General features: G+C 65.0%; 24 protein-coding genes. 8 read left to right on the forward strand and 16 right to left on the reverse strand.

The window, feature by feature from the left end:
• The first annotated feature begins 33 nt into the window (after window positions 1-33).
• The 4 genes from F8R15_RS09495 (at window position 34) to F8R15_RS09510 (ending at window position 4,324) form a co-directional block, all read left to right on the forward strand.
• Window positions 34-330 carry a septum formation initiator family protein gene (locus F8R15_RS09495; protein WP_152844401.1) on the forward strand — a complete coding sequence of 99 codons (297 nt, stop codon included), beginning with the start codon at window positions 34-36 and terminating at the stop codon, window positions 328-330.
• A gap of 182 nt (window positions 331-512) precedes the next feature.
• Window positions 513-1,538, forward strand: a complete 1,026-nt coding sequence (pdhA, locus tag F8R15_RS09500) for a pyruvate dehydrogenase (acetyl-transferring) E1 component subunit alpha (RefSeq protein WP_078520888.1) — start codon at window positions 513-515, stop codon at window positions 1,536-1,538.
• A gap of 14 nt (window positions 1,539-1,552) precedes the next feature.
• The gene (locus tag F8R15_RS09505; RefSeq protein ID WP_152844402.1) at window positions 1,553-2,941 is read left to right on the forward strand and encodes a pyruvate dehydrogenase complex E1 component subunit beta; all 1,389 of its coding nucleotides are present in this window, start codon (window positions 1,553-1,555) and stop codon (window positions 2,939-2,941) included.
• Window positions 2,942-2,953: 12 nt separating this feature from the next.
• Entirely contained in the window at window positions 2,954-4,324 is a 1,371-nt protein-coding gene (locus F8R15_RS09510) for a pyruvate dehydrogenase complex dihydrolipoamide acetyltransferase (protein WP_152844403.1), read from the forward strand.
• Between the two features lie 72 nt (window positions 4,325-4,396).
• Here F8R15_RS09510 and F8R15_RS09515 read toward each other — a convergent pair whose 3' ends face one another.
• From F8R15_RS09515 to F8R15_RS09580, 14 genes are all read right to left on the reverse strand, one after another.
• A complete protein-coding gene (locus tag F8R15_RS09515; RefSeq protein WP_152844404.1) occupies window positions 4,397-4,831 on the reverse strand; it encodes a DUF4174 domain-containing protein in 435 nt (144 codons plus the stop codon).
• A 124-nt stretch (window positions 4,832-4,955) separates the two neighbouring features.
• Window positions 4,956-5,762, reverse strand: a complete 807-nt coding sequence (cysE, locus tag F8R15_RS09520) for a serine O-acetyltransferase (protein ID WP_152844405.1) — start codon at window positions 5,760-5,762, stop codon at window positions 4,956-4,958.
• Between the two features lie 77 nt (window positions 5,763-5,839).
• Window positions 5,840-6,136 (reverse strand): hypothetical protein, encoded by a 297-nt coding sequence (locus F8R15_RS09525; protein WP_152844406.1) that lies wholly within the window; start codon window positions 6,134-6,136, stop codon window positions 5,840-5,842.
• A 1-nt stretch (window position 6,137) separates the two neighbouring features.
• The gene (locus F8R15_RS09530) at window positions 6,138-8,651 is read right to left on the reverse strand and encodes a glycoside hydrolase TIM-barrel-like domain-containing protein (RefSeq protein WP_172976197.1); all 2,514 of its coding nucleotides are present in this window, start codon (window positions 8,649-8,651) and stop codon (window positions 6,138-6,140) included.
• Entirely contained in the window at window positions 8,533-8,949 is a 417-nt protein-coding gene (locus F8R15_RS09535) for a hypothetical protein (protein ID WP_253732505.1), read from the reverse strand. Before F8R15_RS09535 ends, F8R15_RS09530 begins: the two co-directional genes overlap by 119 nt.
• A 106-nt stretch (window positions 8,950-9,055) precedes the next feature.
• Window positions 9,056-10,222: an endolytic transglycosylase MltG gene (gene mltG, locus F8R15_RS09540; protein WP_152844408.1), complete on the reverse strand. Its 1,167-nt coding sequence runs from the start codon at window positions 10,220-10,222 to the stop codon at window positions 9,056-9,058.
• Window positions 10,222-11,484 (reverse strand): beta-ketoacyl-ACP synthase II, encoded by a 1,263-nt coding sequence (gene fabF / locus F8R15_RS09545; protein WP_078550030.1) that lies wholly within the window; start codon window positions 11,482-11,484, stop codon window positions 10,222-10,224. The genes mltG and fabF overlap by 1 nt, the downstream gene beginning before the upstream one ends.
• Window positions 11,485-11,606: 122 nt before the next feature.
• Window positions 11,607-13,016, reverse strand: coding sequence for a GGDEF domain-containing protein (locus F8R15_RS09550; protein ID WP_152844409.1), 1,410 nt, complete (start codon window positions 13,014-13,016; stop codon window positions 11,607-11,609).
• A gap of 120 nt (window positions 13,017-13,136) precedes the next feature.
• The gene (thpR, locus tag F8R15_RS09555; RefSeq protein WP_152844410.1) at window positions 13,137-13,709 is read right to left on the reverse strand and encodes an RNA 2',3'-cyclic phosphodiesterase; all 573 of its coding nucleotides are present in this window, start codon (window positions 13,707-13,709) and stop codon (window positions 13,137-13,139) included.
• A gap of 108 nt (window positions 13,710-13,817) precedes the next feature.
• Entirely contained in the window at window positions 13,818-14,051 is a 234-nt protein-coding gene (locus F8R15_RS09560; protein ID WP_075775036.1) for an acyl carrier protein, read from the reverse strand.
• Between the two features lie 215 nt (window positions 14,052-14,266).
• Complete coding sequence (gene fabG / locus F8R15_RS09565) at window positions 14,267-15,004, reverse strand: 3-oxoacyl-[acyl-carrier-protein] reductase (protein WP_078521048.1); 738 nt, start codon at window positions 15,002-15,004, stop codon at window positions 14,267-14,269.
• A gap of 220 nt (window positions 15,005-15,224) precedes the next feature.
• A complete protein-coding gene (gene fabD / locus F8R15_RS09570; protein ID WP_152844411.1) occupies window positions 15,225-16,154 on the reverse strand; it encodes an ACP S-malonyltransferase in 930 nt (309 codons plus the stop codon).
• Window positions 16,155-16,218: 64 nt separating this feature from the next.
• A complete protein-coding gene (locus F8R15_RS09575) occupies window positions 16,219-16,773 on the reverse strand; it encodes a sugar O-acetyltransferase (RefSeq protein WP_152844412.1) in 555 nt (184 codons plus the stop codon).
• Between the two features lie 81 nt (window positions 16,774-16,854).
• Window positions 16,855-17,286: a glyoxalase superfamily protein gene (locus F8R15_RS09580; protein WP_152844413.1), complete on the reverse strand. Its 432-nt coding sequence runs from the start codon at window positions 17,284-17,286 to the stop codon at window positions 16,855-16,857.
• 254 nt (window positions 17,287-17,540) lie between these two features.
• On the opposite strand from F8R15_RS09580, the gene F8R15_RS09585 reads away from it, so the two are divergent.
• Complete coding sequence (locus F8R15_RS09585) at window positions 17,541-18,050, forward strand: GNAT family N-acetyltransferase (protein ID WP_152844414.1); 510 nt, start codon at window positions 17,541-17,543, stop codon at window positions 18,048-18,050.
• 62 nt (window positions 18,051-18,112) lie between these two features.
• Here F8R15_RS09585 and glnA read toward each other — a convergent pair whose 3' ends face one another.
• Entirely contained in the window at window positions 18,113-19,519 is a 1,407-nt protein-coding gene (glnA, locus tag F8R15_RS09590) for a type I glutamate--ammonia ligase (RefSeq protein ID WP_098411178.1), read from the reverse strand.
• A 71-nt stretch (window positions 19,520-19,590) separates the two neighbouring features.
• A complete protein-coding gene (locus F8R15_RS09595; protein WP_152844415.1) occupies window positions 19,591-19,929 on the reverse strand; it encodes a P-II family nitrogen regulator in 339 nt (112 codons plus the stop codon).
• A 186-nt stretch (window positions 19,930-20,115) separates the two neighbouring features.
• Here F8R15_RS09595 and F8R15_RS09600 point away from each other — a divergent pair, with 186 nt between their 5' ends.
• From F8R15_RS09600 to F8R15_RS09610, 3 genes are all read left to right on the forward strand, one after another.
• A complete protein-coding gene (locus F8R15_RS09600) occupies window positions 20,116-21,681 on the forward strand; it encodes an NAD(P)H-hydrate dehydratase (RefSeq protein WP_152844416.1) in 1,566 nt (521 codons plus the stop codon).
• Between the two features lie 129 nt (window positions 21,682-21,810).
• Window positions 21,811-23,541, forward strand: coding sequence for a type I secretion system permease/ATPase (locus F8R15_RS09605; RefSeq protein WP_368731027.1), 1,731 nt, complete (start codon window positions 21,811-21,813; stop codon window positions 23,539-23,541).
• Window positions 23,538-24,842 (forward strand): HlyD family type I secretion periplasmic adaptor subunit, encoded by a 1,305-nt coding sequence (locus F8R15_RS09610; protein ID WP_152844417.1) that lies wholly within the window; start codon window positions 23,538-23,540, stop codon window positions 24,840-24,842. Before F8R15_RS09605 ends, F8R15_RS09610 begins: the two co-directional genes overlap by 4 nt.
• The last annotated feature ends 131 nt before the right edge of the window (window positions 24,843-24,973 follow it).

Consider the following 24,973-nt stretch of genomic DNA (forward strand, 5'->3'; position numbering starts at 1 on the left):
GGCACGCGACCAGCGAAGAAGCGAGGCAGGACAATGGTGATGAGACGCCCCACGATCGGGCCTCTGATTTTCGTGACCGTGGCAGTGGTGCTGGGCGCCTATTTCGCCTTTGCCGCCGTGCAGGGGCGTTACGGCATTCTCAGCCGCGTGCAGATCGAAGCGGAGATCGACGCCAAGCGCGCCGAGCGCGATGCGCTGCGCGCCAAGGTCGACCGGATGGCCAATCTGACCCATCGCCTGTCCGACGATTACCTCGATCTGGACCTCCTCGACAGCCGGGCGCGCGAAGTGCTGGGCGCGATGCGCTCGGACGAGATCGTGATCCGCTGAGAGGCTTCCCGGTCTGCCCATTTTCGCGGCACAAACATCGCTCGAAAACCGCCCCACCGGCCCTAGTTGGAAAGTGAACGCCATTCCTGCCCCGCGATACCGTGGAGTCATTGCCTTCGGCCCGGCATTGCTGTAAGGAATGGTTTAACGCTAAACTATTCCGGCCAAGGGAGGTCTGACCAATGGCAGCACGGAAAGGCTCGGCGAGCGGCGCCAAAGCGGGCGCGAATGTCTCGGCCGAGGAACTCAAGCAATATTACCATGACATGCTGCTGATCCGGCGCTTCGAAGAGAAGGCGGGTCAGCTTTACGGCATGGGTCTGATCGGCGGCTTCTGCCACCTCTATATCGGGCAGGAAGCGGTGGTCGTGGGCCTCGAGGCTGCGGCGAAGGAAGGCGACAAGCGCGTCACCTCCTATCGCGATCACGGGCATATGCTCGCCTGCGGGATGGACCCGAAAGGCGTGATGGCCGAGCTCACGGGCCGCGATGGCGGCTACTCGAAGGGCAAGGGCGGCTCGATGCACATGTTCTCGAAAGAGAAGCATTTCTACGGCGGCCACGGCATCGTCGCAGCGCAGGTGCCGATCGGCGCGGGCCTCGCCTTCGCGGATAAGTACAAGGGCAACGACAACGTCACCTTCACCTATTTCGGCGATGGTGCGGCGAACCAGGGTCAGGTCGCAGAGACCTACAACATGGCGCAGCTCTGGGACCTTCCGGTCGTCTTCGTGATCGAGAACAACCAATATGCCATGGGCACCAGCGTGAAGCGCGCGACCAAGTCGCCGGACTTCTACGAACGCGGCATCGCCTATGGCATCGCGGGCGAGGAAGTCGACGGGATGGACGTGCTGGCTGTGAAGCAGGCCGGCGAGAAGGCCGTCGCGCACTGCCGCTCGGGCAAGGGCCCCTACATCCTCGAGATCAAGACCTATCGCTATCGCGGCCACTCGATGTCGGACCCGGCGAAATACCGGACCCGCGAAGAGGTGCAGAAGATGCGCGAAGAGCGCGACGCGATCGAGCATATCCGCCAGCTTCTGCTGACCGGCAAGCATGCGACCGAGGACGAGCTCAAGCAGGTCGACAAGGATATCAAGGCGATCGTCAACGGCGCCGCCGATTTCGCCAAGGAGAGCCCCGAGCCCTCCGCGGATGAACTTTACACCGACATCTATACCGATGTCGCGCCGCAGAACGCCTGAGGGGGGAAAGACAGATGGCAACCAAGATTCTGATGCCCGCGCTCTCGCCCACGATGGAAGAGGGCACGCTGGCGAAATGGCTCAAGAAAGAGGGCGACGAGATTTCGGCCGGTGACATCATCGCCGAGATCGAGACCGACAAGGCCACGATGGAGTTCGAAGCGGTCGACGAAGGCACGCTGGGCAAAATCCTCGTCGCAGAAGGCACCTCCGGCGTGAAGGTCAACGACCCGATCGCAGTGATGCTGGAAGAAGGCGAAGACGCCTCCGCCGCCGAAGAGGCCGAAGCGCCCGATACCGGGTCGGACGCCGCCGAAAGCGACGACGAAGGCGAGCCCGCGAAGGCTCCCGCTCAGGCGAAATCCTCGGACGACGACATGCCCAAGCCCGACACCACGCCGGACTGGCCCGAAGGCACGCCGATGAAGACGCAGACCGTCCGCGAGGCGCTGCGCGATGCGATGGCCGAGGAAATGCGTTCCGACGACACCGTCTTCGTGATGGGTGAGGAAGTCGCCGAATACCAAGGCGCCTACAAGGTCACGCAAGGCCTGCTCGACGAGTTCGGCGACCGCCGCGTGATCGACACCCCGATCACCGAGCATGGCTTTGCCGGTCTCGGCGTCGGCGCGGCCTTTGGCGGCCTGCGCCCGATCGTCGAATTCATGACCTTCAACTTCGCCATGCAGGCGATGGACCAGATCATCAACTCGGCAGCGAAGACGCTCTACATGTCGGGCGGCCAGATGGGCGCACCGATGGTGTTCCGAGGCCCGAACGGCGCGGCAGCCCGCGTGGCGGCTCAGCACAGCCAGGATTACGGCGCATGGTATGCCCATGTTCCGGGTCTGAAAGTCGTGCAGCCCTATTCGGCGGCCGATGCGAAAGGCCTACTGAAATCGGCGATCCGTGACCCGAACCCGGTGATCTTCCTCGAAAACGAGATCCTTTACGGGCGTTCGTTCGAGGTGCCGGATCTGGAGGACTTCACCATCCCCTTCGGCAAGGCGAAAATCTGGCGCGAAGGGTCGGATGTCACCATCGTCAGCTGGGGCATCGGCATGAGCCACGCTCTGGAGGCCGCCGACAAGCTCGAGAAAGAGGGCATCGACGCGGAAGTGATCGACCTGCGCACCCTGCGCCCGGTGGATTACGACACGGTGCTCGCCTCGGTGCGCAAGACCAACCGCTGCGTGACCGTCGAGGAAGGCTTCCCCGTGGCAAGCTTCGGCAACCACCTGTCGGCCGTGATCATGGAGCGCGCCTTCGACTGGCTCGACGCGCCGGTGATCAACTGCACCGGCAAGGACGTGCCCATGCCCTACGCGGCCAACCTCGAGAAAATGGCGCTCGTGACCTCGGACGAGGTCGTCGATGCGGTCAAAAAAGTCACCTACCGGTAAGGGGATAGCGCAATGGCAACCCAGATTTTGATGCCCGCCCTGTCGCCCACGATGGAGGAAGGCACGCTCGCGAAATGGCTCGTGAAAGAGGGGGACGAAGTCTCCTCGGGCGACATCATCGCGGAGATCGAGACTGACAAGGCCACGATGGAATTCGAGGCTGTGGATGAGGGCGTGATCGGCAAGATCCTCGTCTCGGAAGGCACCTCCGGCGTGAAGGTCAACGACCCGATCGCCGTGCTGCTGGAAGAGGGCGAGGATGCCTCCGCCGTGGACGAGGCCGAGAGCCCCGTTCCCGGTGAGGCGCAAGCCGAAGCCGCCGAGGATGCGAAAGAGACCAAGGAAGCCGACAACGCGCCCGCCGAGAAAAGCGGCGCGAAAACCGGTGGCTCGAAAGGTGCAAGCGCCGCGCCGAAGACGGAAAAAGCGCCCGCCGCCCCGCAGGATGCGGATGGCAAGCGCGTCTTCGCCTCGCCGCTCGCACGCCGCATCGCCGCCGACAAGGGCGTCGATCTGGCCGCGCTGAAGGGCTCGGGTCCGAAAGGTCGTATCGTGAAGGCCGATGTCGAAGCCGCTGAAGGCGGCAAGGCAGCCCCGGCCAAGGCGGACGCACCGAAAGCGGAGGCTGCGGCCCCTGCCCCTGCGGCGGCATCCGTCTCCTCCTCGACCATCGCGAAGATGTACGAGGGTCGCGAATACGAGGAGATCGAGCTCAACGGGATGCGCAAGACCATCGCCGCGCGTCTCACCGAGGCCAAGCAGACGATCCCGCATTTCTATCTGCGCCGTTCGGTCAAACTCGACGCATTGATGAAATTCCGCTCGCAGCTGAACAAGCAGCTCGAGGGGCGCGGCGTGAAGCTCTCGGTCAACGACTTCATCATCAAGGCCTGCGCGCTGGCGCTGCAATCGGTGCCGGATGCGAATGCGGTCTGGGCCGGCGACAAGGTGTTCAAGCTGAAGCCCTCGGACGTGGCCGTCGCGGTCGCAATCGAAGGCGGACTGTTCACCCCGGTGCTGAAGGATGCGGAGATGAAGTCGCTCTCGACGCTGTCCGCGGAGATGAAGGACCTCGCCACCCGTGCCCGCGACCGCAAGCTCGCGCCGCATGAATATCAGGGCGGCAGCTTCGCGATCTCCAATCTCGGCATGTTCGGGATCGAGAATTTCGACGCGGTCATCAACCCGCCGCATGGCGCGATCCTCGCCGTCGGCGCAGGGATCAAACAGCCGGTCGTGAATGCCGAAGGCGAGATCGAGGTGGCCACGGTCATGTCGATGACGCTCTCGGTCGATCACCGCGTGATCGACGGGGCGCTCGGCGCGGAGCTGATGAAGGCGATCTGCGAGAACCTTGAGAACCCGATGCTGATGCTGGCCTGAGGCCACGCCCTTCACTGAAAATGACAGAAGGCCCGGACCGCGAGGTCCGGGCCTTCGTTTATCCTCAACATTTTAGTCGCCTCGCATCTCACGCTGACGCATCGGCATCGCGTCGATGGTGGAGAACAGCGTCTCCGCGGAGATCGGTTCCGCGCGGTCCATCTTCACCCCGCCGTCCTTACCGATCAGCAGCATCCGAAACCCGTCGACCCCGAACTTGCCGCGCAAAGCGCCAGCCATTTCCGGTGTCGTGTCGGCGAGAATGGTGATGTCACGTTCCGAAATTCCCGCAGCCTGCGCCTCCACCATCTTGCGCGCCGCGCGAAACTGCGGATCGGTCTCGGACGGGGCGAAGATCAGCACCACGCGGCGATCCCAGCGATACGGCGCGAGGTCGCTTTGATCCGCTGGCAGCGTCTGAAAGTCGACACTCGCGCTGGCACTGGCAAGTCCCGCCGGCGCGCAAACGAGAAGGGCCGCGAGCCCGGTCATCCAAATCGGTTTCATGTCGCTCTCCTGTGATCTGTCACGAGAGCTACGCCCTGCGCCCCGGCCAGGGTTCACTTTAGCCAGGTGCCAGACATGAAAAAAGCGGGGCCGAAGCCCCGCCTGTCTATTCTATGAGATGCGCTCACTTGCTGTGCAAAAGCTGATCCATCTCGCGCGCGGGGCGGTCGCAGCCCGCCTCGCCCACGATCTTCGCGGGCACTCCGGCCACCGTCGTGCAGCGCGGCACGTCGGAGAGTACGACCGAACCCGCCGCGATCCGGCTGTAATCGCCGACATGGATATTGCCGAGCACCTTCGCGCCCGCCCCGATCAGCACGCCATTGCCGATCTTCGGGTGACGCTCTTCGTCTTCCTTGCCGGTCCCGCCGAGCGTCACCGAATGCAGCATCGAGACATTGTCGCCCACGACAGCCGTTTCCCCGATCACGATCGAATGGGCATGGTCCATCATGATGCCGCGCCCTATCCTCGCGCCGGGATGGATGTCCACGCCGAACAGCTCGGAGGTGCGCATCTGCACGAAATAGGCCATGTCGCGGCGACCGTTCGTGAACAGCCAGTGCGCGATCCGGTAGCTTTGCAGCGCCTGAAAGCCCTTGAAGAACAACAGCGGCTGGATCAGCCGGTGGCAGGCCGGGTCGCGCTCATGCACGGCCACCAGATCGGCCCGCGCCGCCTGCCCCAGATCGGGATCGGCGGCGAAAGCTTCCTCAGCGATCTCGCGCAGGATCTGCTCGCTCATCTCTGCCGAGGCCAGTTTCATCGAGAAACGATAGGCCAGCGCGCGCTCCAGCGTCGGGTGGTGCAACAGCCCAGCATGGATCAGCGCGCCAAGAAGCGGCTCGTCCCGCACGGCGGCCCGCGCCTCGTCGCAAATCTGCGTCCAGACCGGATCGACAGTTGCAACTTTGGCCATTTGCTTGTTCATCGGATAACTCCCTCTTCGCGCGCAAGAACCTAACACATAGGCTTTCCGTCGGATAGAGGAAGGGGCTTTACGTCATTTCACTTTCGCGGCTGGCGCCCCATGCGCCACTCGGCCATCCCGGCACATACAAAGCCCAGCGCGCGCAGGTAGCCCGGATCGCCGGGCCCCGCCTTCGCCCGCGGCAAGCCCAGCGCCATGCTGAGGATCGAGCCATTGCCCCAGCACGGATGCGCGCGGCGGAACCGCTTGCAATAGCGATCCGCCGCATGAACCCGGTCAAGGAGCCGCTGAAGCCGGTCCGCGCGCCCCGCCTCGGGCCAAAGCATCACCACCCGCGCCAGCACCATCAGATCGCCGTCCAGCAAAGCGCGCATCTCACCCGGTCCAGGTCAGCCGCGCTGGCAACCCCGGCCCGAAGACGTCCGAGATCTGCGCTACCTCGAAGCTCGGCGCGCCGATCATCCCGTCTTTCGCGCGCTCTGCCGCGCCATAGGTCCAACCCGGCGCGCTCACGATCACCTCGCGTCGGATCGCCTGACCCTCGAGCACCCGCACCCGGTAGCGCTCCGACACCTCGCCCAAAGGCACGTCCAGCGCCTCCCAGTCGTCGCCCCCGATCCGGGTCCGCCGCACCCAGCTCAGCCGCAGATCACTGCCCAGCGCCTGCGCGCGCAAATGACAGGGCGACAAGGGCCGCAGCCCGATGCCCACAAAGGCCTGAACCGTGTGGATATAGGAGGGATCGTCATAGCCCCGCCCGGCCGGTCCCACCCGGTAGTGACGCGCCTGATTTCGCGCCGAGGGCGACACCTCGATCTGGCGCGGCGCCCCGTCGAGCAGCACGACCACCGAGCCTTCCGGCCAGGCATCGGGCATCAGCGCATCGCTGCCCGCCTGCCCGCGCAAGCGCCAATCGACGTCCCAGACGCCCGGCTCTACCGGCTCGGCGGCCCGGAACTGGAACACCTCCCAGCGATCCGACGAGCCATCCCCGATCGCCATCGCGTTCAGTCCCGCCAACACACCTTCTTCGCTCGCGCTTTCCAAGGCCCCCGACAGCATCTTCACGCGCAGGCTCGGCCCGCGATCCCAGAGCCCGGTCTGCGCATGCGGCAAGATTGTCTGTGTCACACCGATCGCCGCTTGGGTTTCGGCCTTGGTATTAAGCGCATAGCCCGCATCCTCGAGCGCGGAATACAAAGCTGCCGCCCCCGGCCAAGGGCTCGCCGTTACCGCCAGATGCGGCGCATAAGGGTCTTCCGCGCCTGTCAGCAATGGCAAATCAAGGAATACCGGTGTGACCGGCACAGGCGGCGTGAAGCTCTCGATCCGCGCCACCTCGTCGGTTTCCTCCGACGCCTCATAGATCCCCGGCTCGACCCGGACCGCCTCCACACGGATCGCCTCGGCACGCTCCATCCGGTCGATCCGGTAGCGCCGTGCGCCCTCCTCGGCTTGCAACACCACGACATCCCCCGGCCCGAGCCACCCCATCGACGGCGGAAGCGTGAACTGCGCCGTATCGCGCCCCACCCGCGCCTCCGAGAGCCAGCGGTTCACGACGCGCATTCCCTCCGCCCGCGTCAGCGCCAGAGGCGCCTCGCTCGCAGAAGCCGGCCCGTTCTCCTCATCGGGGAAGATCGCTTCCACGGCGCGGGTCTCGAAACTACCATCGGCCTCGACATAGGCCAGTCGCACGCGTCCCGCGATCTCCGCCTCCGGTGCACGGCGCGTCTCCAGGCTTTGATCGTCGCCGTCCAACGCCAGCAGCGGAGGCACCACCTCCGCATCCACCGATGCATCGCGCATCCGGAACACCAACTCACCGTCGCGCTCCACCGCATCGAAGCCGTAGATCAGGCTCAGCGACTGCAACGCGCCGCGCGGCGAGATCCCCCCAGGCATCGCATATCCGCGCACCACCCCGTGCAGCGCGCTCACATCGAACACCTCGACCCCCGCGAGCGCACAAATCTCGCCCACGACATGCGCCAGAGGCTGTGCCGTCGCCCGCCCCGAAATCCAATGCCCCCGCGCGTAATTCGTCGCATCGTCCCATACCTCCGGCAGACCGGGAAATTGCGGATAGGGCCGCACATCCCACGCCCAGACATGGGCGCGCGCCAAATCCACCATCGGCCCGCCGTAATATTCCGAAATCGGATTGTTGGCCGTTTCCCCCCAATACTCGGTCATCGCTCGCAGATATTGCATCTGGATGTAATCATCGCGCCGCCCATCCGAGTAATGCGGCAGCGCGCTTTCCGAGCTTTTCGGATCGAGGAACTTGTTCGGCTCGTTGGTCCCCTTGTCGATCGCGGCGCAGCCCATCTCATCGACCCAGGCCGCGTCGAATTGCGGCCCCCGCAGCGCCTCGGGCTCATGAGCCGAGAAGGCCTGCGCCGTGGCCCCGTTCGGCCAGACGAGCCGACGCCGCCCCGCCTCCCAGTCGGGCCTGCGGTCGGGCGGAGAGCAGGCCAATATCCCGCTCTCCCCCATCACCATCACATCGCGCACCTGATCGAAGGTCTCGCCGACCAGCGCCACGCGCCGCGCCCTTCCGGGGTCGAGCGGGCGTGCGCCTTCCACCTGCGCACGCACCCACTCGGCCCCGGCCCGCGTCTTGCCCGCGCCGCGTCCGCCCATGATCACCCAGGACTTCCAATCCCCTTCGGGCGGAAGCTGATGATCCAACGCCCAGAACTCGAAGATCCAGGGCAGCGCGAGCAATGCATTGTCGTCGAGCCCGTCGAGAAACGCCTCGACGCTCTCAGGCGTCGCGGAGGCGAGCCAGGCGGCGCCCGATTTCAGCTCTGGCGGCATCGAAGTCGAGCGCGCCATCGCGTCCGGCGGCGACACCTGCCAGCTGTCTGCGGAGTTTCTCGACACGCGATCGTTCCTCCATCACCAAATGAAAAGCGGTGCGGAGGTCCTTGACCGCCTGCACCGCCGCTTTCGCCTCGGATATGTCGCCGCGCCGCACCCCCTGCAGCGCCTGCGCCAGCTCCTCGGCCACGTCCCGATAGAGCGCTTCGGTCTGATCCAGAAGATCGACCGGCGCCCCCGCCTCGTTCACTTTGTTGTCTTGCATCACTGACGAACCCACCCGTTCCAAGTTGGTCCGTTCGAGAGACATGAAAAAACGCCGTCGGGTTTCCCCGCGGCGCTTGCCCACTTTTCCTAGCATGCCAAATCTCTACCCGAGAGCGTTCGCAAAGTCAAGCTCTAAATTCTGGGTTGTGCGCTCCAGTCAAAAAAGAACCCCGGCGAAAACCGGGGTTCTTTTTTGTTTATCAGTTGCTTGACGCATCTTCCTGACGCTGTTTCTCGATCTCGCGCCACTTCGCTACGTTCTTGTTATGCTCCTCGATCGTGCTCGAGAACGCATGTCCGCCGGAGCCATCGGCCACGAAGAACAGGTAGTCGGTCGAATCGGGATGCATCGCCGCCTCGATGGCCGCCTTGCCCGGATTCGCGATCGGTCCGGGCGGCAGCCCGTCGATGACATAGGTGTTGTAGGGCGTGGCCTTGCGCAGCTCGGACTGGCGCAGGCCGCGGCCCAGCACCCCCTTGCCTTCGGTCACGCCGTAGATCACCGTCGGGTCGGTCTGCAGCCGCATCCCCTTCTCGAGACGGTTGATGAAGACGCTCGCCACTTCCGGGCGCTCTTCGGGCACACCGGTTTCCTTCTCGACGATCGAGGCCATAGTCAGCGCCTGCTGCGGATCGTCATAGGGCAGCCCGTCTGCGCGTCCGTCCCAGGCGTCGGCGAGGATTTTCGACTGACGATCGGCCATCAGACCGATCAGCGCTTGCCGGTCGGCCCCGCGCGTCACCTCGTAGCTGTCAGGCGCGAGCGTGCCTTCGCCCGGCACCCCGTCGATCTTGCCGGACAGGAAGCTCGCTTCCTGCAGCCCCTGCACAATCTGCCAGCTGGTCACACCGTCGACCACCGTCACGCGGGTGCGGACATCGGCACGGTCGGCCTTGTCCTCGAACCCTTCGGGCGGCTTCTCGCTCTCGGGATTGTACTCCGCGACCTTCTGGTAATCGCCCGTGGTCGGGTCCAGCTCGCGCAGCAGCACTTCGTTGCCGTTCACCCCGATCCGGAACACCAGTTCCGACCCGCAGGTCGACGGACCACCGGAGGTGATCTGCCCGACGATGGACTGCATCGAGGCGTTCGGCTCGATCAGGTAGGAGCCGAATTTCAGCTTGTCGGCCTTTTCCTCATACTGCGCACCCGTGCGGAACAGATAGGAGGACGAGATCGCCCCCTTGTCTTTCAGACTGGACGACACTCCCTGCAGGCTTTCGCCCGGCGCGACGCGCAGACACATCGCCTCGGCCAGCGGGCCGGGCTCGACATATTGGTTCTTCGCCCAGGCGACCAACCCGCCAAGCGCGACGAGAATGACGATCAGCAGCGTCAGGAAATTCGAGACGATGTTACGCCACATCAGCTATCCACCTTGCCCATCACGAGGCTCGCATTGGTGCCACCGAAGCCGAAGCTGTTGGACAGCGCGACGTCGATCTTGCGCTTGACCGCGGTCTTCGGCGCGAGGTCGATCACGGCCTCTTCCGGCGGATTTTCCAGGTTCAGCGTCGGCGGTGCGATCTGATCGCGGATCGCGAGGATCGAGAAGATCGCCTCCACCGCGCCGGCAGCCCCCAGAAGGTGGCCGACCGAGGACTTGGTCGAGCTCATCGTGGCTTTCGAGGCCGCGTCGCCCAGCAGGCGCTGCACCGCGCCCAGTTCGATCACGTCGGCCATGGTCGAAGTGCCATGCGCGTTGATGTAATCCACCTGATCGGGGTTCAGATCGGCCCGCTCCAGCGCGGCTTTCATCGCACGGAAGCCGCCATCGCCATCCTCGGACGGCGCGGTGATGTGATAGGCGTCGCCCGACAGGCCATAGCCCAGCACCTCGGCATAGATCTTCGCGCCGCGCGCCTTGGCGTGCTCGTATTCCTCGAGCACGACGCAGCCCGCGCCCTCACCCATCACGAACCCGTCGCGGTCGGCATCCCACGGACGGCTCGCAGCCTCCGGCTCGTTGCCGCGCTTCGTGGACAGCGCCTTACAGGCGTTGAAGCCCGCGATGCCAATCTCCGAAATCGGGCTCTCCGCGCCACCTGCGACCATCACATCGGCATCGCCGAGCATGATCAGACGCGCCGCATCACCGATGGCATGCGCGCCGGTCGAACAGGCGGTGACGACCGCATGGTTCGGGCCCTTGAAGCCGAAGCGGATCGAGACCTGCCCCGAGACGAGGTTGATCAGCGCGCCCGGAATGAAGAACGGGCTGACGCGGCGGACGCCCTTTTCCTTGATCAGAACGGCCGTATCCGCGATCGAGCTGAGGCCGCCGATCCCCGAGCCGATCATCACACCGGTGCGCAGACGGCTCTCTTCGTCCTGCGGCTCCCAGCCGGAATCCTTCACCGCCTGCGTCGCCGCCGTCATCCCGTAGAGGATGAAATCGTCGACCTTGCGCTGCTCTTTCGGCTCCATCCAGTCATCGGCATTGAACGTGCCGTCGGACCCGTCGCCCAGCGGAATCTCGCAGGCGTATTTCGTGGTCACATTGGACGCATCGAAGCGCGAGATCGTCCCCGCCCCCGATTGTCCCGCGATAAGCCGCGACCAGGTCTCCTCGACGCCGCAAGCCAGCGGCGTGACCATTCCCAGACCCGTGACTACTACCCGACGCATGCCCGACCTCTTTCTCAGCCAAATATCTTGGCAGACCTGATACACGGGGGCGCGCAAAGGCGCAATCATAACCCATTGCGACAGGCGGGTTACCGTTCGGGACGGACGGCGCGTGAGGGGGGCTAGCGTTGCGGGGCACGAACCGGTTCAGTCTGCCGTGCCGGGAGCGTCGGTACAGCCGTCGGCGCCCGCCCCGTGCTCAGGGGCGGCAGCGTCAGCGCGGTGCAGCGCATCTGAGCGGTGGGCGGCGCCAGCAACACCCGGTCGCGCCCGCCATTCTTCGCCGCGTAGAGCGCCCCGTCGGCGCGCGCATAGAGGCTCCGCAGCTCCTCGCCGCGCTCCCATTCGGCCACCCCGATCGAGACAGTGACCTGCAGCGCCGCGCCGTACTGATCCTCGAAACGCAGTCCCGCCACACAGACACGCAACCGCTCCGCCACTTCGAGCGCCTCGGCCAGCCCCGCCCCCGGCAGGATCACCGCGAATTCCTCGCCGCCGACCCGCGCCATCGTATCCTCCAGCCGCAGCTGCGCCCGCATCGCCCGCGCCGTGCGGCGCAGAACGCGATCACCCAGAGAATGCCCGCCCAGATCGTTGATCTGCTTGAAATGGTCGAGGTCGATCATCAGCGCCGTGAAAGGCACCTGCTCGCGCATACCTTGCGCGAAATACTGTGCGAAACGCCGCCCGAGCATCTCCCGGTTGAACAGCCCCGTCAGCCCGTCGCGCATCGCCCGGTTCACCAGTTCCCGCTCGGCCTTGCGCCGCGCATGATCCACCCGCTCCAGCGAAACTGCCATCAGGATGATCAGCCCGATATTCAACCCCACGATGGTCGCGACCAGCAACAGCAGCTCCGCGCGCACCTGACTCCCCTGATCGCTGAGCAGGTAGAACGTGCCCAGCAGGAAGGGCGCGACGACCCCCAGAAGCATCTGCGCCCGTGCCTGCCGCCCCGACGCATGCTCGTTGAGCAGCACCCGCATCACCCCACGATCGCTACGGCAGATGAGCCCCGCATAGGCGAGACACATGATCGCCAGTGCCGCCCCGATCGACACGCCCTCCGCCAGCCGGCTGGTCGCGATACTGTGCGACAGCAGGTACATCAAAGCCCCGCCGAACACCGTCAGATAGGCAATCGTTCCAAACAGATAGGCACCCGCCTCCAGCGCGAAGAACCCCGCCGCGGTGATCCCCAAGAGCGCGGCCGCGCCTCCCCCGATCGCCCCCGCGCCGCTCAGGTCATAGACCTCCGCAAAGTTCGAGAACAGGCACAGCAACAGCGTTCCCGCCGCCAGCCCGCGCGCCACATTCGGTGCCTCGCGCCGAAACGCAATCGCGCCCGCCATCGCCAGAATGGTCAACGCCGTCCACGCGCCCATCGCGTTCCACGACGTGAGCGCGCGCACGACCATATCCTCGCCCGACAGCGCGGTGGCCATCTGCGCCAGCAGAGCCAACCCCGCAAGCGCGGCGGCGAAAACCAAAAGAGGACGGATCAGAACCCGAGCCCGGCGAAACACAGACATAACGTGACCTCAACTGCGCGGGCAGAAGGGCATTTTACATAAGCACCCGCGACCTCTCCAAGGGACGCCTAATTCGTTAACGAAGGGTTAACAGCCACGCGGACGCGATTGCACTTTCGGTCAGGTCTTCGCGAATTGCACAGATTTTTCATCCGGATAGCGCATCAAAACGTTATGCCGCGGCGGCCCGTGTCCCAGCGTGGACTGGATCAACGCCACCTGCTCGGGCGTGAAAGCGGGCAGCTTCACAGCGCCTTCGGCCGCCATGAGTCTCCCCAACCGCAGCAAATCCCCCGGGGATGCACGCTTGCCGAACCGCGCCAGGGTAACATGCGGACGAAACCGCCGCCGCGGCAGGTCGATTTCCGCCAGACGCGCGGCGCCCATCACCGCGCGATGCCAGCGATCGAGGTTGGGATCGGCCTGCACACTCAGCACCAACGCCTCCGGTCGCGCGGCACTGCCGAAAATCTCCAGCCCCGTCAGCACCAGCTCCGGCCCGGGCGCCCAGTCGATGGCCCGCAGCCCCTCGTCCAGCGCCTCGAGCTGGCCTGCGTCGATCTCGTCCAGAAAGGCCAGCGTCAGGTGCAGGTTGTCGGGCTGCACGATCCGGCCCGCACCCAGAGCCTGCTGCAACCGCTCGATGGCCTCGACATGCGCGTCGGGCAGCTCGATCGCGACGAAACTCCGCATCTTCCCTCCCCCCAACGCATGCGCACGCGCTTTACGCAAAAGAAAAGCGGCGCTCCGGTTCCCCGAAGCGCCGCTCTTAACTCTCTCTCAGCGTCAGCCGTAAAAGGCTTACTGCGCTTCCGAGATGAATTTCACCGCATCGCCGACGGTCTGAATGTTCTCGGCGGCGTCATCGGGGATCTCGATGCCGAACTCTTCTTCGAAGGCCATGACCAGCTCGACCGTGTCGAGGCTGTCCGCACCGAGGTCGTCGATGAACGAGGCGCTCTCAGTGACCTTGTCCTCTTCCACGCCGAGATGCTCCACGACGATCTTCTTCACGCGATCAGCGATGTCGCTCATGTCAATTCCTCAAAGTTTATAGGGCCTAGCCCGTTCATGCTTGCTCGAATACGAGCGTCTCAACCCGCGCGCCCCGGGTCAACCCGAAGACCGCAATTCAGAGCCGTGGCTTTTACGCCCGGCCCGTCTGCAGCGCTCTTAGCGATTGCCGTGGCCCATGGCAAGACGTTTCTCTATCCTATCAAAGGCCTTCGTGCCCTAGGGTCACAAAGACGTCAGGCCATCGTCCCACCGCCGTTGACGTGCAGCACCGCACCGGTGACGTAGCCCGCCTCGGGACTTGCGATGTAGCGCACCGCAGCCGCGATTTCTTCCGGCGTACCCATGCGTCCGGCCGGGATGCCCGACAGGATCGCGTCCTTCTGAGCTTCGGTGAGCTTTTCCGTCATCGGCGTCTCGATGAAGCCCGGCGCCACGCAGTTCACCGTCACGCCGCGCGTCGCGACTTCCTGCGCGAGCGATTTCGACGCGCCGACAAGACCCGCCTTGGCGGCCGCATAGTTCACCTGGCCCGGGTTGCCGGTCTGCCCGACGACGGAGGTGATGTTGATGATCCGGCCCCAGCGCGCTTTCATCATCGGGCGAAGAACCGCACGCATCAGGCGGAACGCCGCCGTCAGGTTCACGTCGATCACCGATTGCCAATCCTCGTCCGACATCCGCATCGTCAGCTGATCACGCGTGATGCCGGCATTGTTCACGAGGATATCCAAGCCGCCCATCGCCTCGATCGCCGCTTTCGGCAGCGCCTCGACCGATTCCGGATCGCTCAGATTCGCCGGGCAAACATACGCGCCCTCGCCCAGCTCGGCAGCCAGTGCCTCGAGCGGCTCGACCCGCGTGCCCGACAGTGCCACCGACGCGCCGCCCGCATGGAGCGCCCGCGCAATCTCGGCGCCGATCCCGCCAGAAGCCCCGGTGACAAGCGCGCGTTTGCCTTTCAGATCGAACATCATGCTACCTCATATCTAAGTTGGCGCTCTCTTAGCAGCGAAAGCGCCGTTAGGGAACTCTAAGTGCTACACGCCATAGTTGCGCACGTCGGGGCGACAACCCATCGCGATCACAAACGTATGAAAAAGCCGACCAATTCGGTTTCGAACCGGTCGGCCTGCGCTTCCTCTTGGCGGAAATATCCCAGGGGGTCCGGGGGAGGATCCCCCGGCGTAGCCCTCAGCCCTTCAGCGCAGCGATATCCTCCGGCGTGCCGACCGCGCGGCAGGTCACCTCTTTCGCGATCCGGCGGATCATGCCCGACAGCGCCTTGCCCGCGCCGATTTCCCAGACCTCGTCGACGCCCTGACCGGCCATCCACGCCACGCTCTCGCGCCAGCGCACCGAGCCCGTGACCTGCTCGACCAGCAGCTCGCGGATCAGCGCCGGGTCGCTCACCGCCTCGGCGCGCACATTGGCGACCAGCGGCACGACCGGCGCCTTGATTTCGACGCCGGCCAGCGCGGCATCCATCGCATCCGCGGCAGGCTGCATCAGCGCGCAGTGGAACGGGGCAGAGACCGGCAGCATCACGGCCCGTTTCGCGCCCGCTTCCTTGGCGAGCACCGTGGCGCGCTCGACCGCCGCCTTGTCGCCCGAGATCACGACCTGGCTCGGATCGTTGTCGTTGGCCGCCTGACAGACCTCGCCCTGCGCAGCCTCGGCTGCGACTTTCGACGCGGCCTCGAAATCGAGCCCGAGGATCGCGGCCATCGCGCCTACGCCCACCGGCACCGCCGATTGCATCGCATCGCCGCGCACGCGCAGCAGGCGCGCGGTATCGGCCAGGCTCAGCGAACCCGCCGCACAAAGCGCGGAATATTCGCCCAGCGAGTGACCCGCAACATAGGCCGCATCGGTGACCGCATAGCCTTCGGCCTCCAGCGCGCGCAGGGCTGCGATCGAGGTCGCCATCAGCGCGGGTTGCGCGTTGGCGGTCAGCGTCAGCTCGTCCTGCTCGCCTTCCCAGATGAGCGTGCTCAGCTTTTGCCCGAGCGCGTCATCGACTTCTTCGAACACCGCTTTCGACGCGGGATAGGCGTCGGCCAAAGCCTTGCCCATGCCGATGACCTGTGCGCCCTGACCGGGGAATACGAATGCGCGGCTCATGCCTGATCCTCCTGATTGATCTTTGGTTTCCCTTAGCGAGAAGGGCGCGGCGGGGCAAGTTTCGCTAAGCCTTGCCGATGATCCGCGCCGGGTTGCCCGCCACCGTCGCGCCCGCAGGCACGTCGCGCGTCACGACAGCCCCCGCACCGATCAACGCGCCATCGCCAATCGTAATCCCCGGCAGGATGATCGCGCCGCCGCCGATCCAGACATCCTCGCCGATCCGCACGGGCCGCCCGAATTCTAGCCCGGTTCGGCGCGTCTCCGGATCGCGGGGATGATCTGCGGTCAGGATCTGCACCTTCGGCCCGATCTGTGTGCGATCGCCGATCGTGACCGCAACCACATCGAGAATGACACAGCCGAAATTCAAAAAGACCCCGGCCCCGAGCCGGATATTGCTGCCGTAATCGCAATGAAATGGCGGGCGGATGCGCGTTCCCTGCCCGACGTCGGCAAATAACTCCGACAGGAGCGCGTGGCAGTCCTCGGCGCTATGCGCCACGGTGGCGTTGAACCGGTCCATCCATGCGCTTGCACGTGCCACATCGGCTTCGATCTCCGGGCCCTCGGCGCGATACAACTCGCCCGCCAGCATCTTGTCCTTCTCAGAGCGCATGATCCCTCCCCGCCATATCGCCGGATGATCCTGCCCCAGCCGCGCGCAAAGAAAAAGGGGCGCTGGATGTGCCCCTTCTCCTCAGTCCAGTTCGAGATGCGCGACCCCGTCAGAGCGCCGCCCGATCGAGCGCCCATCGGCGCCGATGGTCGCGCGCACGCGCCGCCGCATCGAGGAAAAGGCCGGGCTTTCAACGACATCAACTGGCTCGTCCAGCGCGATCTCGATGTCGTAATGGGTCGCGCCCTTGCGGCGCAGCGCATGGACGCGCCCGCTCACCGGATGCCCCAGATAGCGCCCGCGCACCGTATCGCCGAGGGCATAGCCCGGCGCCTGCGCCGCGGGTTCGGCGCGTTTGAGCGCCGCCACCATCGTGTTCCAATCGGCATGACCCGCCGCCAGCGCGGTCAGCTCATAGGCTTTCGACAGCGCAACGGGATTGCCCGCGCGCGCCATCGCATCAGCCAGACGGCGCGCCTGCGCCTTCACGTCTTTCACTGTGTTTACAGTCATCTTCTCGTCTCCACGGGGATGATCCACCGCTTCGGGGCCCGCATTGCCGAAGAGCCCCCGAAAGAATGGAGAGCGATCGTAAACCGGATTTCACCATGGGTCACACCCCGCGGGCGGCTGGCATCCGGCAGCCAAGGCCCGACAGATGGGCGGCGCAGGCGCGTCTGTCAAGTGGCGGGGCCCGGACGCCTCTTTGCCTGTAGCGCGGCCGCCCCTGCGCTTGACAGTCCCCGCCAATTCCCGATCTGTCAGGCATGACCCTTCGCAGAGCCACGATTTCCGACGCCTCGAGCCTCGCCGCCATCTCGATCGAAGTTTGGATCGGCACCTATCTCAAGCGCGGCGTGACCGCTTTCTTCGCCGATTACGCCCTCTCCGCCTTCACCCCGGCGAAATTCGAGACCCTGATCCGCGATCCCGGTGAATTCATTCTGGTCTCGGAAAATATCGAAGGGATCGACGGATTCATCCGCGTCTCTTCCGCCAGCACACCCCCGGTGGAGGGCTGCTCCGACATGGAAATCGCAACCTTCTACGTGCAGCCGCGCCACCACGGGACAGGAATCGGCAAGCGACTGCTGCAAGCCGCCCTACAGCACTGCCGCGACTGTGCGGCCCCGTCCGTCTGGCTCACCACGAATGCCGAGAACACGCCAGCCATCGCCTTCTACCTCTCGCAGGGGTTCGAGCAGATCGGCGAAACCCATTTCCGCATCGGCGACGAGGGTTACCTCAACAACGTCTATTCGCTGCGGCTACCCTGACCGGCCCAAAGCGAAAGGGGCGCCCGACCGGACGCCCCTTCCTATCACTGTCCCTCTCCCGTTTAGCAGGAGTAGTAGTACTTGTATTCCACCGGGTGGGGGGTGTGCTCGAACGCGTACACTTCTTCCCATTTCAGTGCGATGTAGCCCTCGATCTGGTCCTTGGTGAACACGTCACCGGCCAGAAGGAAGTCGTGATCGGCTTCGAGCGATTCCAGCGCTTCACGCAGCGAGGCGCAAACGGTCGGGATCGCGGCCAGTTCTTCCGGCGGCAGATCGTAGAGGTCCTTGTCCGAGGACGGGCCCGGGTCGATCTTGTTCTTGATGCCGTCGAGGCCAGCCATCAGCAGAGCCGAGAAGCACAGGTAGGGGTTCGCCGACGGATCGGGGAAACGGGCTTCGACGCGCTTTGCCTTGGGGGATTCAGCCCACGGAATACGGACACAGCCCGAACGGTTACGTGCCGAATACGCGCGCAGAACCGGAGCTTCAAAGCCCGGGATCAGACGCTTGTAGGAGTTGGTCGACGGGTTGGTGAAGGCGTTGAGCGTCTTCGCGTGCTTCAGGATACCGCCGATGAAATACAGCGCTTCCTGCGACAGGTCGGCGTATTTGTCGCCTGCAAACAGCGGCTTGCCGTCCTTCCAGATCGACATGTTCACGTGCATGCCGGTGCCGTTGTCGCCCGCGATCGGCTTCGGCATGAAGGTCGCCGATTTGCCATAGGCGTGCGCCACGTTGTGGATCACGTATTTGTACTTCTGGATGTCGTCGGCCTGCTTGGTCAGCGTCCCGAAGATCAGACCCAGCTCGTGCTGGCACGAAGCCACTTCGTGGTGGTGCTTGTCGACCTTCATGCCCATGCGCTTCATGGTCGAGAGCATTTCCGAACGCAGGTCCTGCGCGTCATCCACCGGGTTGACCGGGAAGTAGCCGCCCTTGACGCCCGGACGATGGCCCATGTTGCCCATCTCGTAATCGGTGTCGGTGTTCCAGGCTGCGTCGAGCGCGTCGACCTCGTAGGAGACCTTGTTCATCGAGACCGAGAACTTCACGTCGTCGAAGAGGAAGAATTCCGCTTCCGGACCGAAGAAGGCCGAGTCACCGATGCCCGAGGCGACGAGATAGGCTTCGGCCTTCTCGGCGGTGCCGCGCGGGTCGCGGGCATAGGGTTCGCCGGTGTCGGGCTCGACCACGGTGCAGTGCACGCACATGGTTTTCTCGGCGTAGAAGGGGTCGATATAGACCGAGGACGCGTCCGGGATCAGTTTCATGTCGGACTGATCGATCGACTTCCAGCCCGCGATCGAGGAGCCGTCGAACATGAAGCCTTCTTCGAAGAAATCTTCGTCGACCTCGGTATGCATCAGCGTCACGTGCTGCAGCTTGCCGCGCGGATCGGTGAAGCGAACGTCGACGTATTCGACGTCTTCGTCCTTCATCAGTTTGAGAGCGTCCTTGATGCTCATGTCACATTACCCTTTCGTTGAGCTTGGGTTATCCCCGGACCCGCAACGAGGCCCGGCGGGAATGGCGGAAGTTACAGCGCGTCGTCGTCCGACTCGCCGGTGCGGATACGGATCGCCTGCTCCATCGGAGAGACGAAGATCTTGCCGTCGCCGATCTTCTCGGTGCGCGCGGCGTTCGTGATCGCTTCGATGGCGGCGTCGACGAGGTCGTCGGGCAGCACCATCTCGATCTTCACCTTGGGCAGGAAATCCACGACATATTCGGCGCCGCGATAAAGCTCGGTATGGCCTTTCTGGCGCCCGAACCCTTTCACCTCGATCACCGAAAGGCCCTGAATACCAACTTCCTGAAGCGCTTCTTTCACTTCATCGAGTTTGAAGGGCTTGATGATCGCCTCCACCTTTTTCATGCCGCCGACTCCTCCGTCAGGTCTTCGTTCCGACCCCCTCAGACCACTTTCCCAAAGCCCCCGCAATCGGCTAGGCTGGACGGGAGCGGAATGGGGATCGGAATTCCGAAAGCCGCGCCCGCAATTCGTGCAAGTAGCACAAAAAAGCAGCAGTTTGAAAACGATTCCTTTGAAGACCCGAGGACCATGCCCGAAATCCTGACCGCGAGCCAAATGCGCCAATGCGAACGCGCCGAGATCGAGAGCGGCGCGGTGACGGGCCTCGAATTGATGGAGCGCGCCGGGGAAAGCGTCGTCACGGCGATCTTCTCGCGCTGGCCCGATCCGGGGCCCTCGCAGGCGGTGGTGCTGTGCGGTCCGGGCAATAATGGCGGCGACGGCTACGTGATCGCGCGCCTCCTGGCCGAGCGCGGCTGGACCATCGCCTGTTACGCCTATGGCGACCCGACCCGCCTGCCCCCCGATGCGCAGACCAATCACGACCGCTGGGTGCAGATCGGCGCGGTTATGCCGTGGGACGATGCCGCGATCGAGGACCGGATCGACGATTTGGAGGGCGGGCTGGTGATCGACGCGCTGTTCGGCACCGGCCTGACCCGTCCGATGCCCGAGGACACCGCAAAGACATGGCGCGGGATTTATCCGCGACGCTTTTCCAATCCCTCGGGACCGCGCCCGCGCTTTGTCGCGGTCGATATTCCCAGCGGCATTTCCTCCGATAGCGGGCGCAATCTCGGGGGCGCTTTCCCCGCCGATCTGACCGTCAGCTTCCACCGCGCGAAATGCGGCCATTACCTCGACCCCTCGGACGGGCCCGACCGGCCCGGCGGCGGTGCGTCGATGCGCGGCGATCTGGTCGTGACCGATATCGGCCTGCCGCAGGATGCGATTGCGGGCGCCGCACAGCTGATCGACCGCCCGTCGAATTTCCTGATGAAGCAGGCGGGCCACAAATACAGCCACGGTCATGCGCTGGTCCTGTCGGGCGGCGCGGGCAAAGGCGGGGCGGCGCGGATGGCGGCGCGCGCGGCGCTCAGGATCGGCGCGGGGCTGGTGACGCTCGCCTGCCCGCCCAAGGCGCTGGCCGAGAATGCAGCCCATCTCGACGCGATCATGCTGAACGCCCTGCCCGACGCCTATAGTTTGCGCGGGATGCTGGGCGACGACCGTCTCAACGCGCTCTGCCTCGGCCCCGGTCTGGGCATGGCGCGCGCGCAGGAGATGGTGCCGGCCGCGCTTTGGGGCAAACGGGCGACGGTGCTCGATGCCGATGCGCTCAGCGCCTTTGCCGAGGATCCGAGCGTGCTTTTCGGCCAGCTTCACGCGACCTGCGTGCTGACCCCGCATCCGGGCGAATTCAAACGGCTGTTCCCCGATCTGGCCGAGAAGCTGTCGGGCGACGATCCGACCTATTCCAAGCTGGACGCCACCCGCGAAGCCGCTGCGCGCGCGGGCTGTACGGTGCTGCTCAAAGGGACCGACACCGCGATTGCGGACCCCGACGGGCGCGTCGCGCTGCATTCGGCGACGCAGGACCGCGCGGCGCCGTGGCTTGCGACCGCAGGCGCAGGCGATGTGCTGGCGGGGCTAATCGCAGGGCTGCTTGCGCGCGGGTTCAAACCCTTCGACGCCGCGACCTCCGCCGCCTGGCTCCATGTGGAAGCGGCGCGCAGCTTCGGCCCCGGCCTGATCGCCGAGGACCTCCCCGAAGCGGTCCCGCAGGTGCTGCGCGCGCTGATGGCGCAGGGTTGACGCCACCCGCGCGCCCGGCTGCCCGCGCAGCTTTTTCAACCCGGCTCGCGCAAAATTGACATCAATCAATGATGCCCCTCACCGCGTCGTGAAAATGAACGCGGGGATACGCAACTTTGGGGTATTGGCGTGGGACTTTCTTCTTCGGGCGCGCGGTCGGAAATGCGGCGCGCTTTTTCCGGGAGCCGGGGGCTGATCGGCTCGGCTGTTCTGTTCAGCTTTTTCACCAATCTTCTGCTTTTGACCGGGCCGCTTTTCATGCTGCAGGTCTATGACCGCGTGATCGGTTCGCGCTCGGAAGAGACGCTGGTCGCGCTGTTCGGCCTCGTGGTGTTCCTCTACCTGTTCTACACCATTCTGGAATTCGTCCGCGCCCGCGTGATGGCGCGGGTCGGCGCACGGCTTCACGCCAATCTCTCCGACCGGGTCTTCCGCGCCTCGCTGGAGCGCGCAGCGCTTGGGCGCACCGACAAGGGCGCAAGCGCGTTGCAGGACCTCGATGCGGTGAAAACCGTCTTCGCCTCGCCGGTGCTGCTGTCGCTCTTGGACATTCCGTGGACGCCGGTCTTCGCCGCCGCGATTTTCATCTTCCACCCGCTTTTGGGCTGGCTGGCGCTGGCGGGCGGTGCGCTTTTGGTCGTAACCTCGCTGCTCAACCACTGGATCACCCAGACCCGCCTGACCGAAGCGCAGGGCACCTCTTTCGCGGGCAACCAGATCGCGCGTCAGGTCGAGGACGGGGCCGATTACCTCTGGGCGCAGGGCATGGGAGAGACCATGCGCGCGCGCTGGCAGGACACCCAGACCGAAGGCCAGCGCAAGATGCTGCGCGCGGCCGACTGGACCGGCGCGTTCGGCGCGTTCTCCAAGGGCTTCCGGATGTTGCTGCAATCGGCGGTGCTGGCCGTGGGCGCTTGGCTGGTGCTCAATCACGAAATGACGGCGGGCGCGATCATCGCGGGCTCGGTCCTGCTGGGCCGTGCGCTGGCCCCGGTCGAGCAGGTGCTGGGCCAATGGACGCTGCTGCACCGCGCACGCAACGGCTGGGCTTCGCTGCGGGCGTTTCTGGGCTCCGTGCCCGAACCGCGCCAGCCGACCGAGCTGCCCGCCCCGACCGGCAATCTCTCGGTGCGCGGCGTCTCGGTCTCGCGCAAGCGCGGCGAGCGTCCGATCCTGTTCAATGTCAGCTTCGATGTCGCGCCGGGCGAAGCCATCGGCGTGATCGGCAAAAGCGGCTCGGGCAAGACGACACTGGCGCGGGCGCTGGTGGGTCTCGTCTCCCCCACCGCGGGCGAGGTGCGCCTCGCCGCCGCCAAACTCGACCAATACAGCCCCGAACGGCTCGGCCAGTTCATCGGCTACCTGCCGCAGGTGGTGAAGACCTTCGACGGCACCATCGCCGAGAACATCGCGCAGATGGCGCAATCGCCGGATGCCGAGCGGGTCGTGGCCGCCGCAAAGAAAGCGCATATCCACGAGATCATCCTGCAACTGCCCAAGGGCTATGACACCCAGATCAGCGCGCGCGACGCGCAGCTCTCGGGCGGGCAGCGTCAGCGGCTGGGTCTGGCCCGTGCGCTCTACAACGATCCGGTGCTTCTGGTGCTCGACGAGCCGAACTCGGCGCTCGACTCCGAGGGCTCCGAGGCGCTGAACGCCGTGGTGAAGGCGATGACCGAGGAAGGCAAATCGGTCGTGCTGATGACCCACCGCACCAATGCGATCAAAGCCTGCTCGCGCCTCGTGATCCTCGAGAGTGGTCAGATCACCGCGCAGGGGCCGCGCGACGAGGTCATCCAGTCGATGATCAAGAACGCGCAGGACGTGCAACGCATTCTGACGATGAGGGCCGAGAAATGAGCAAATCTCCCGATTTCGCAAATAGCCGACTTCTGCTCGCCGCAGGCTTCGGCGCGATCACCCTCCTCGTCGGCGGCATGGGCGCCTGGAGCGTCGGCGCGAAGATCAACGGCGCGGTCGTGTCCCGCGGCGTGGTCAAGGTCGAGAGCGAACGGCAGGTGATCCAGCACCCCGATGGCGGCGTCGTGGGCGAAATCCTCGCTCATAACGGCGATCAGGTGCATGCGGGCGACGTACTGCTGCGCCTCGACGGGACCTTCCTGCGCTCCGAGCTTGCGATCGTGCAGGCGCAGCTTCTGGAGATCGCGGTGCGCAAAGCGCGGCTGGCCGCCGAGCGCGACGATCTGGCAAAGGTCGACTTCGCGGTCCTGCCCGACTTCCCGATGCTCGATCCCGAGCAGGTCTCCCAGCAACGCGAAGGCCAGAGCAACCTCTTTGCCGCGCGTCAGGCGACGATGGCCAAGAAAATCAACCAGCTGCGCGAGCAACAGCAGCAGATCGAAAAGCAGATCGAAGGCGTCGAGGCGCAGCGCGTCTCGCTGATGGAACAGCTCGACCTCGTGTCGCAGGAGCTGGAGGACAAGCAGAGCCTCTATGAGCGCAAGCTGATGGAAGCCTCGCGCGTGCTCGCCACCCAGCGCGAACATGCCAAGCTGACCGGCGAGATCGGGCGGCTGAACTCGGTCATCGCGGAGGCCCGCGTGCGGATCTCGGCGCTCGAGATCGAAGTCGTGGGCCTGTCCGAGGATCGCCGCGAGGCCGCGATCACCCAGCTGCGCGACCTGCAATATAACGAGATTTCGTTGGTCGAACGCGAAAACACCCTGCGCGAGAAGCTCGCACGGCTCGACGTGCGCGCGCCGGTCGATGGCGTGGTGTTCGGCTCGCAGGTCTTCGCGCTGCAATCGGTCATCCAGCCCGCCCAGCCGATGATGTTCCTCGTGCCGAGCGATCAGCCGCTTTATGTCTCGGTCCGCGTCGATCCGACGAGCATCGATCAGGTCTATTCCGGTCAGCAGGTCTCGCTGCAATTCTCGACCTTCAACCGTCGCACCACGCCCGCGATCCCGGCCGAAGTGCTGCGGGTCTCGCCCGACGTGCAGACTGACGAGGCGAACCGCGAGACCTATTACGAGGCGACGGTGGAGCCCTACCCGGAGGCTCTGGCCGCCCTGCCCGAGGTCAAGCTGATGCCCGGCATGCCGGTGGAAGCTTTCCTCAAGACCGATGCGCGCACGCCGCTGTCCTACCTGACCCAGCCGCTGACGATCTATTTCAACCGCGCCTTCCGGGGGGAATGAGGGGGCATCTAGCCTCCCCTAGGCAGCGTTACTAACGATCAAGATGAACGGCCCGGCGGATACCTCGCCGGGCCGTTTTCGTGATCGATGGCAGAGCGTTGCGCCACGAGGGAGGAAAGAGAAAGGCCCGA

This window comes from Thioclava sp. JE_KL1 (assembly GCF_009296265.1).
In the GTDB taxonomy this organism is placed as follows: Bacteria; Pseudomonadota; Alphaproteobacteria; order Rhodobacterales; family Rhodobacteraceae; genus Thioclava.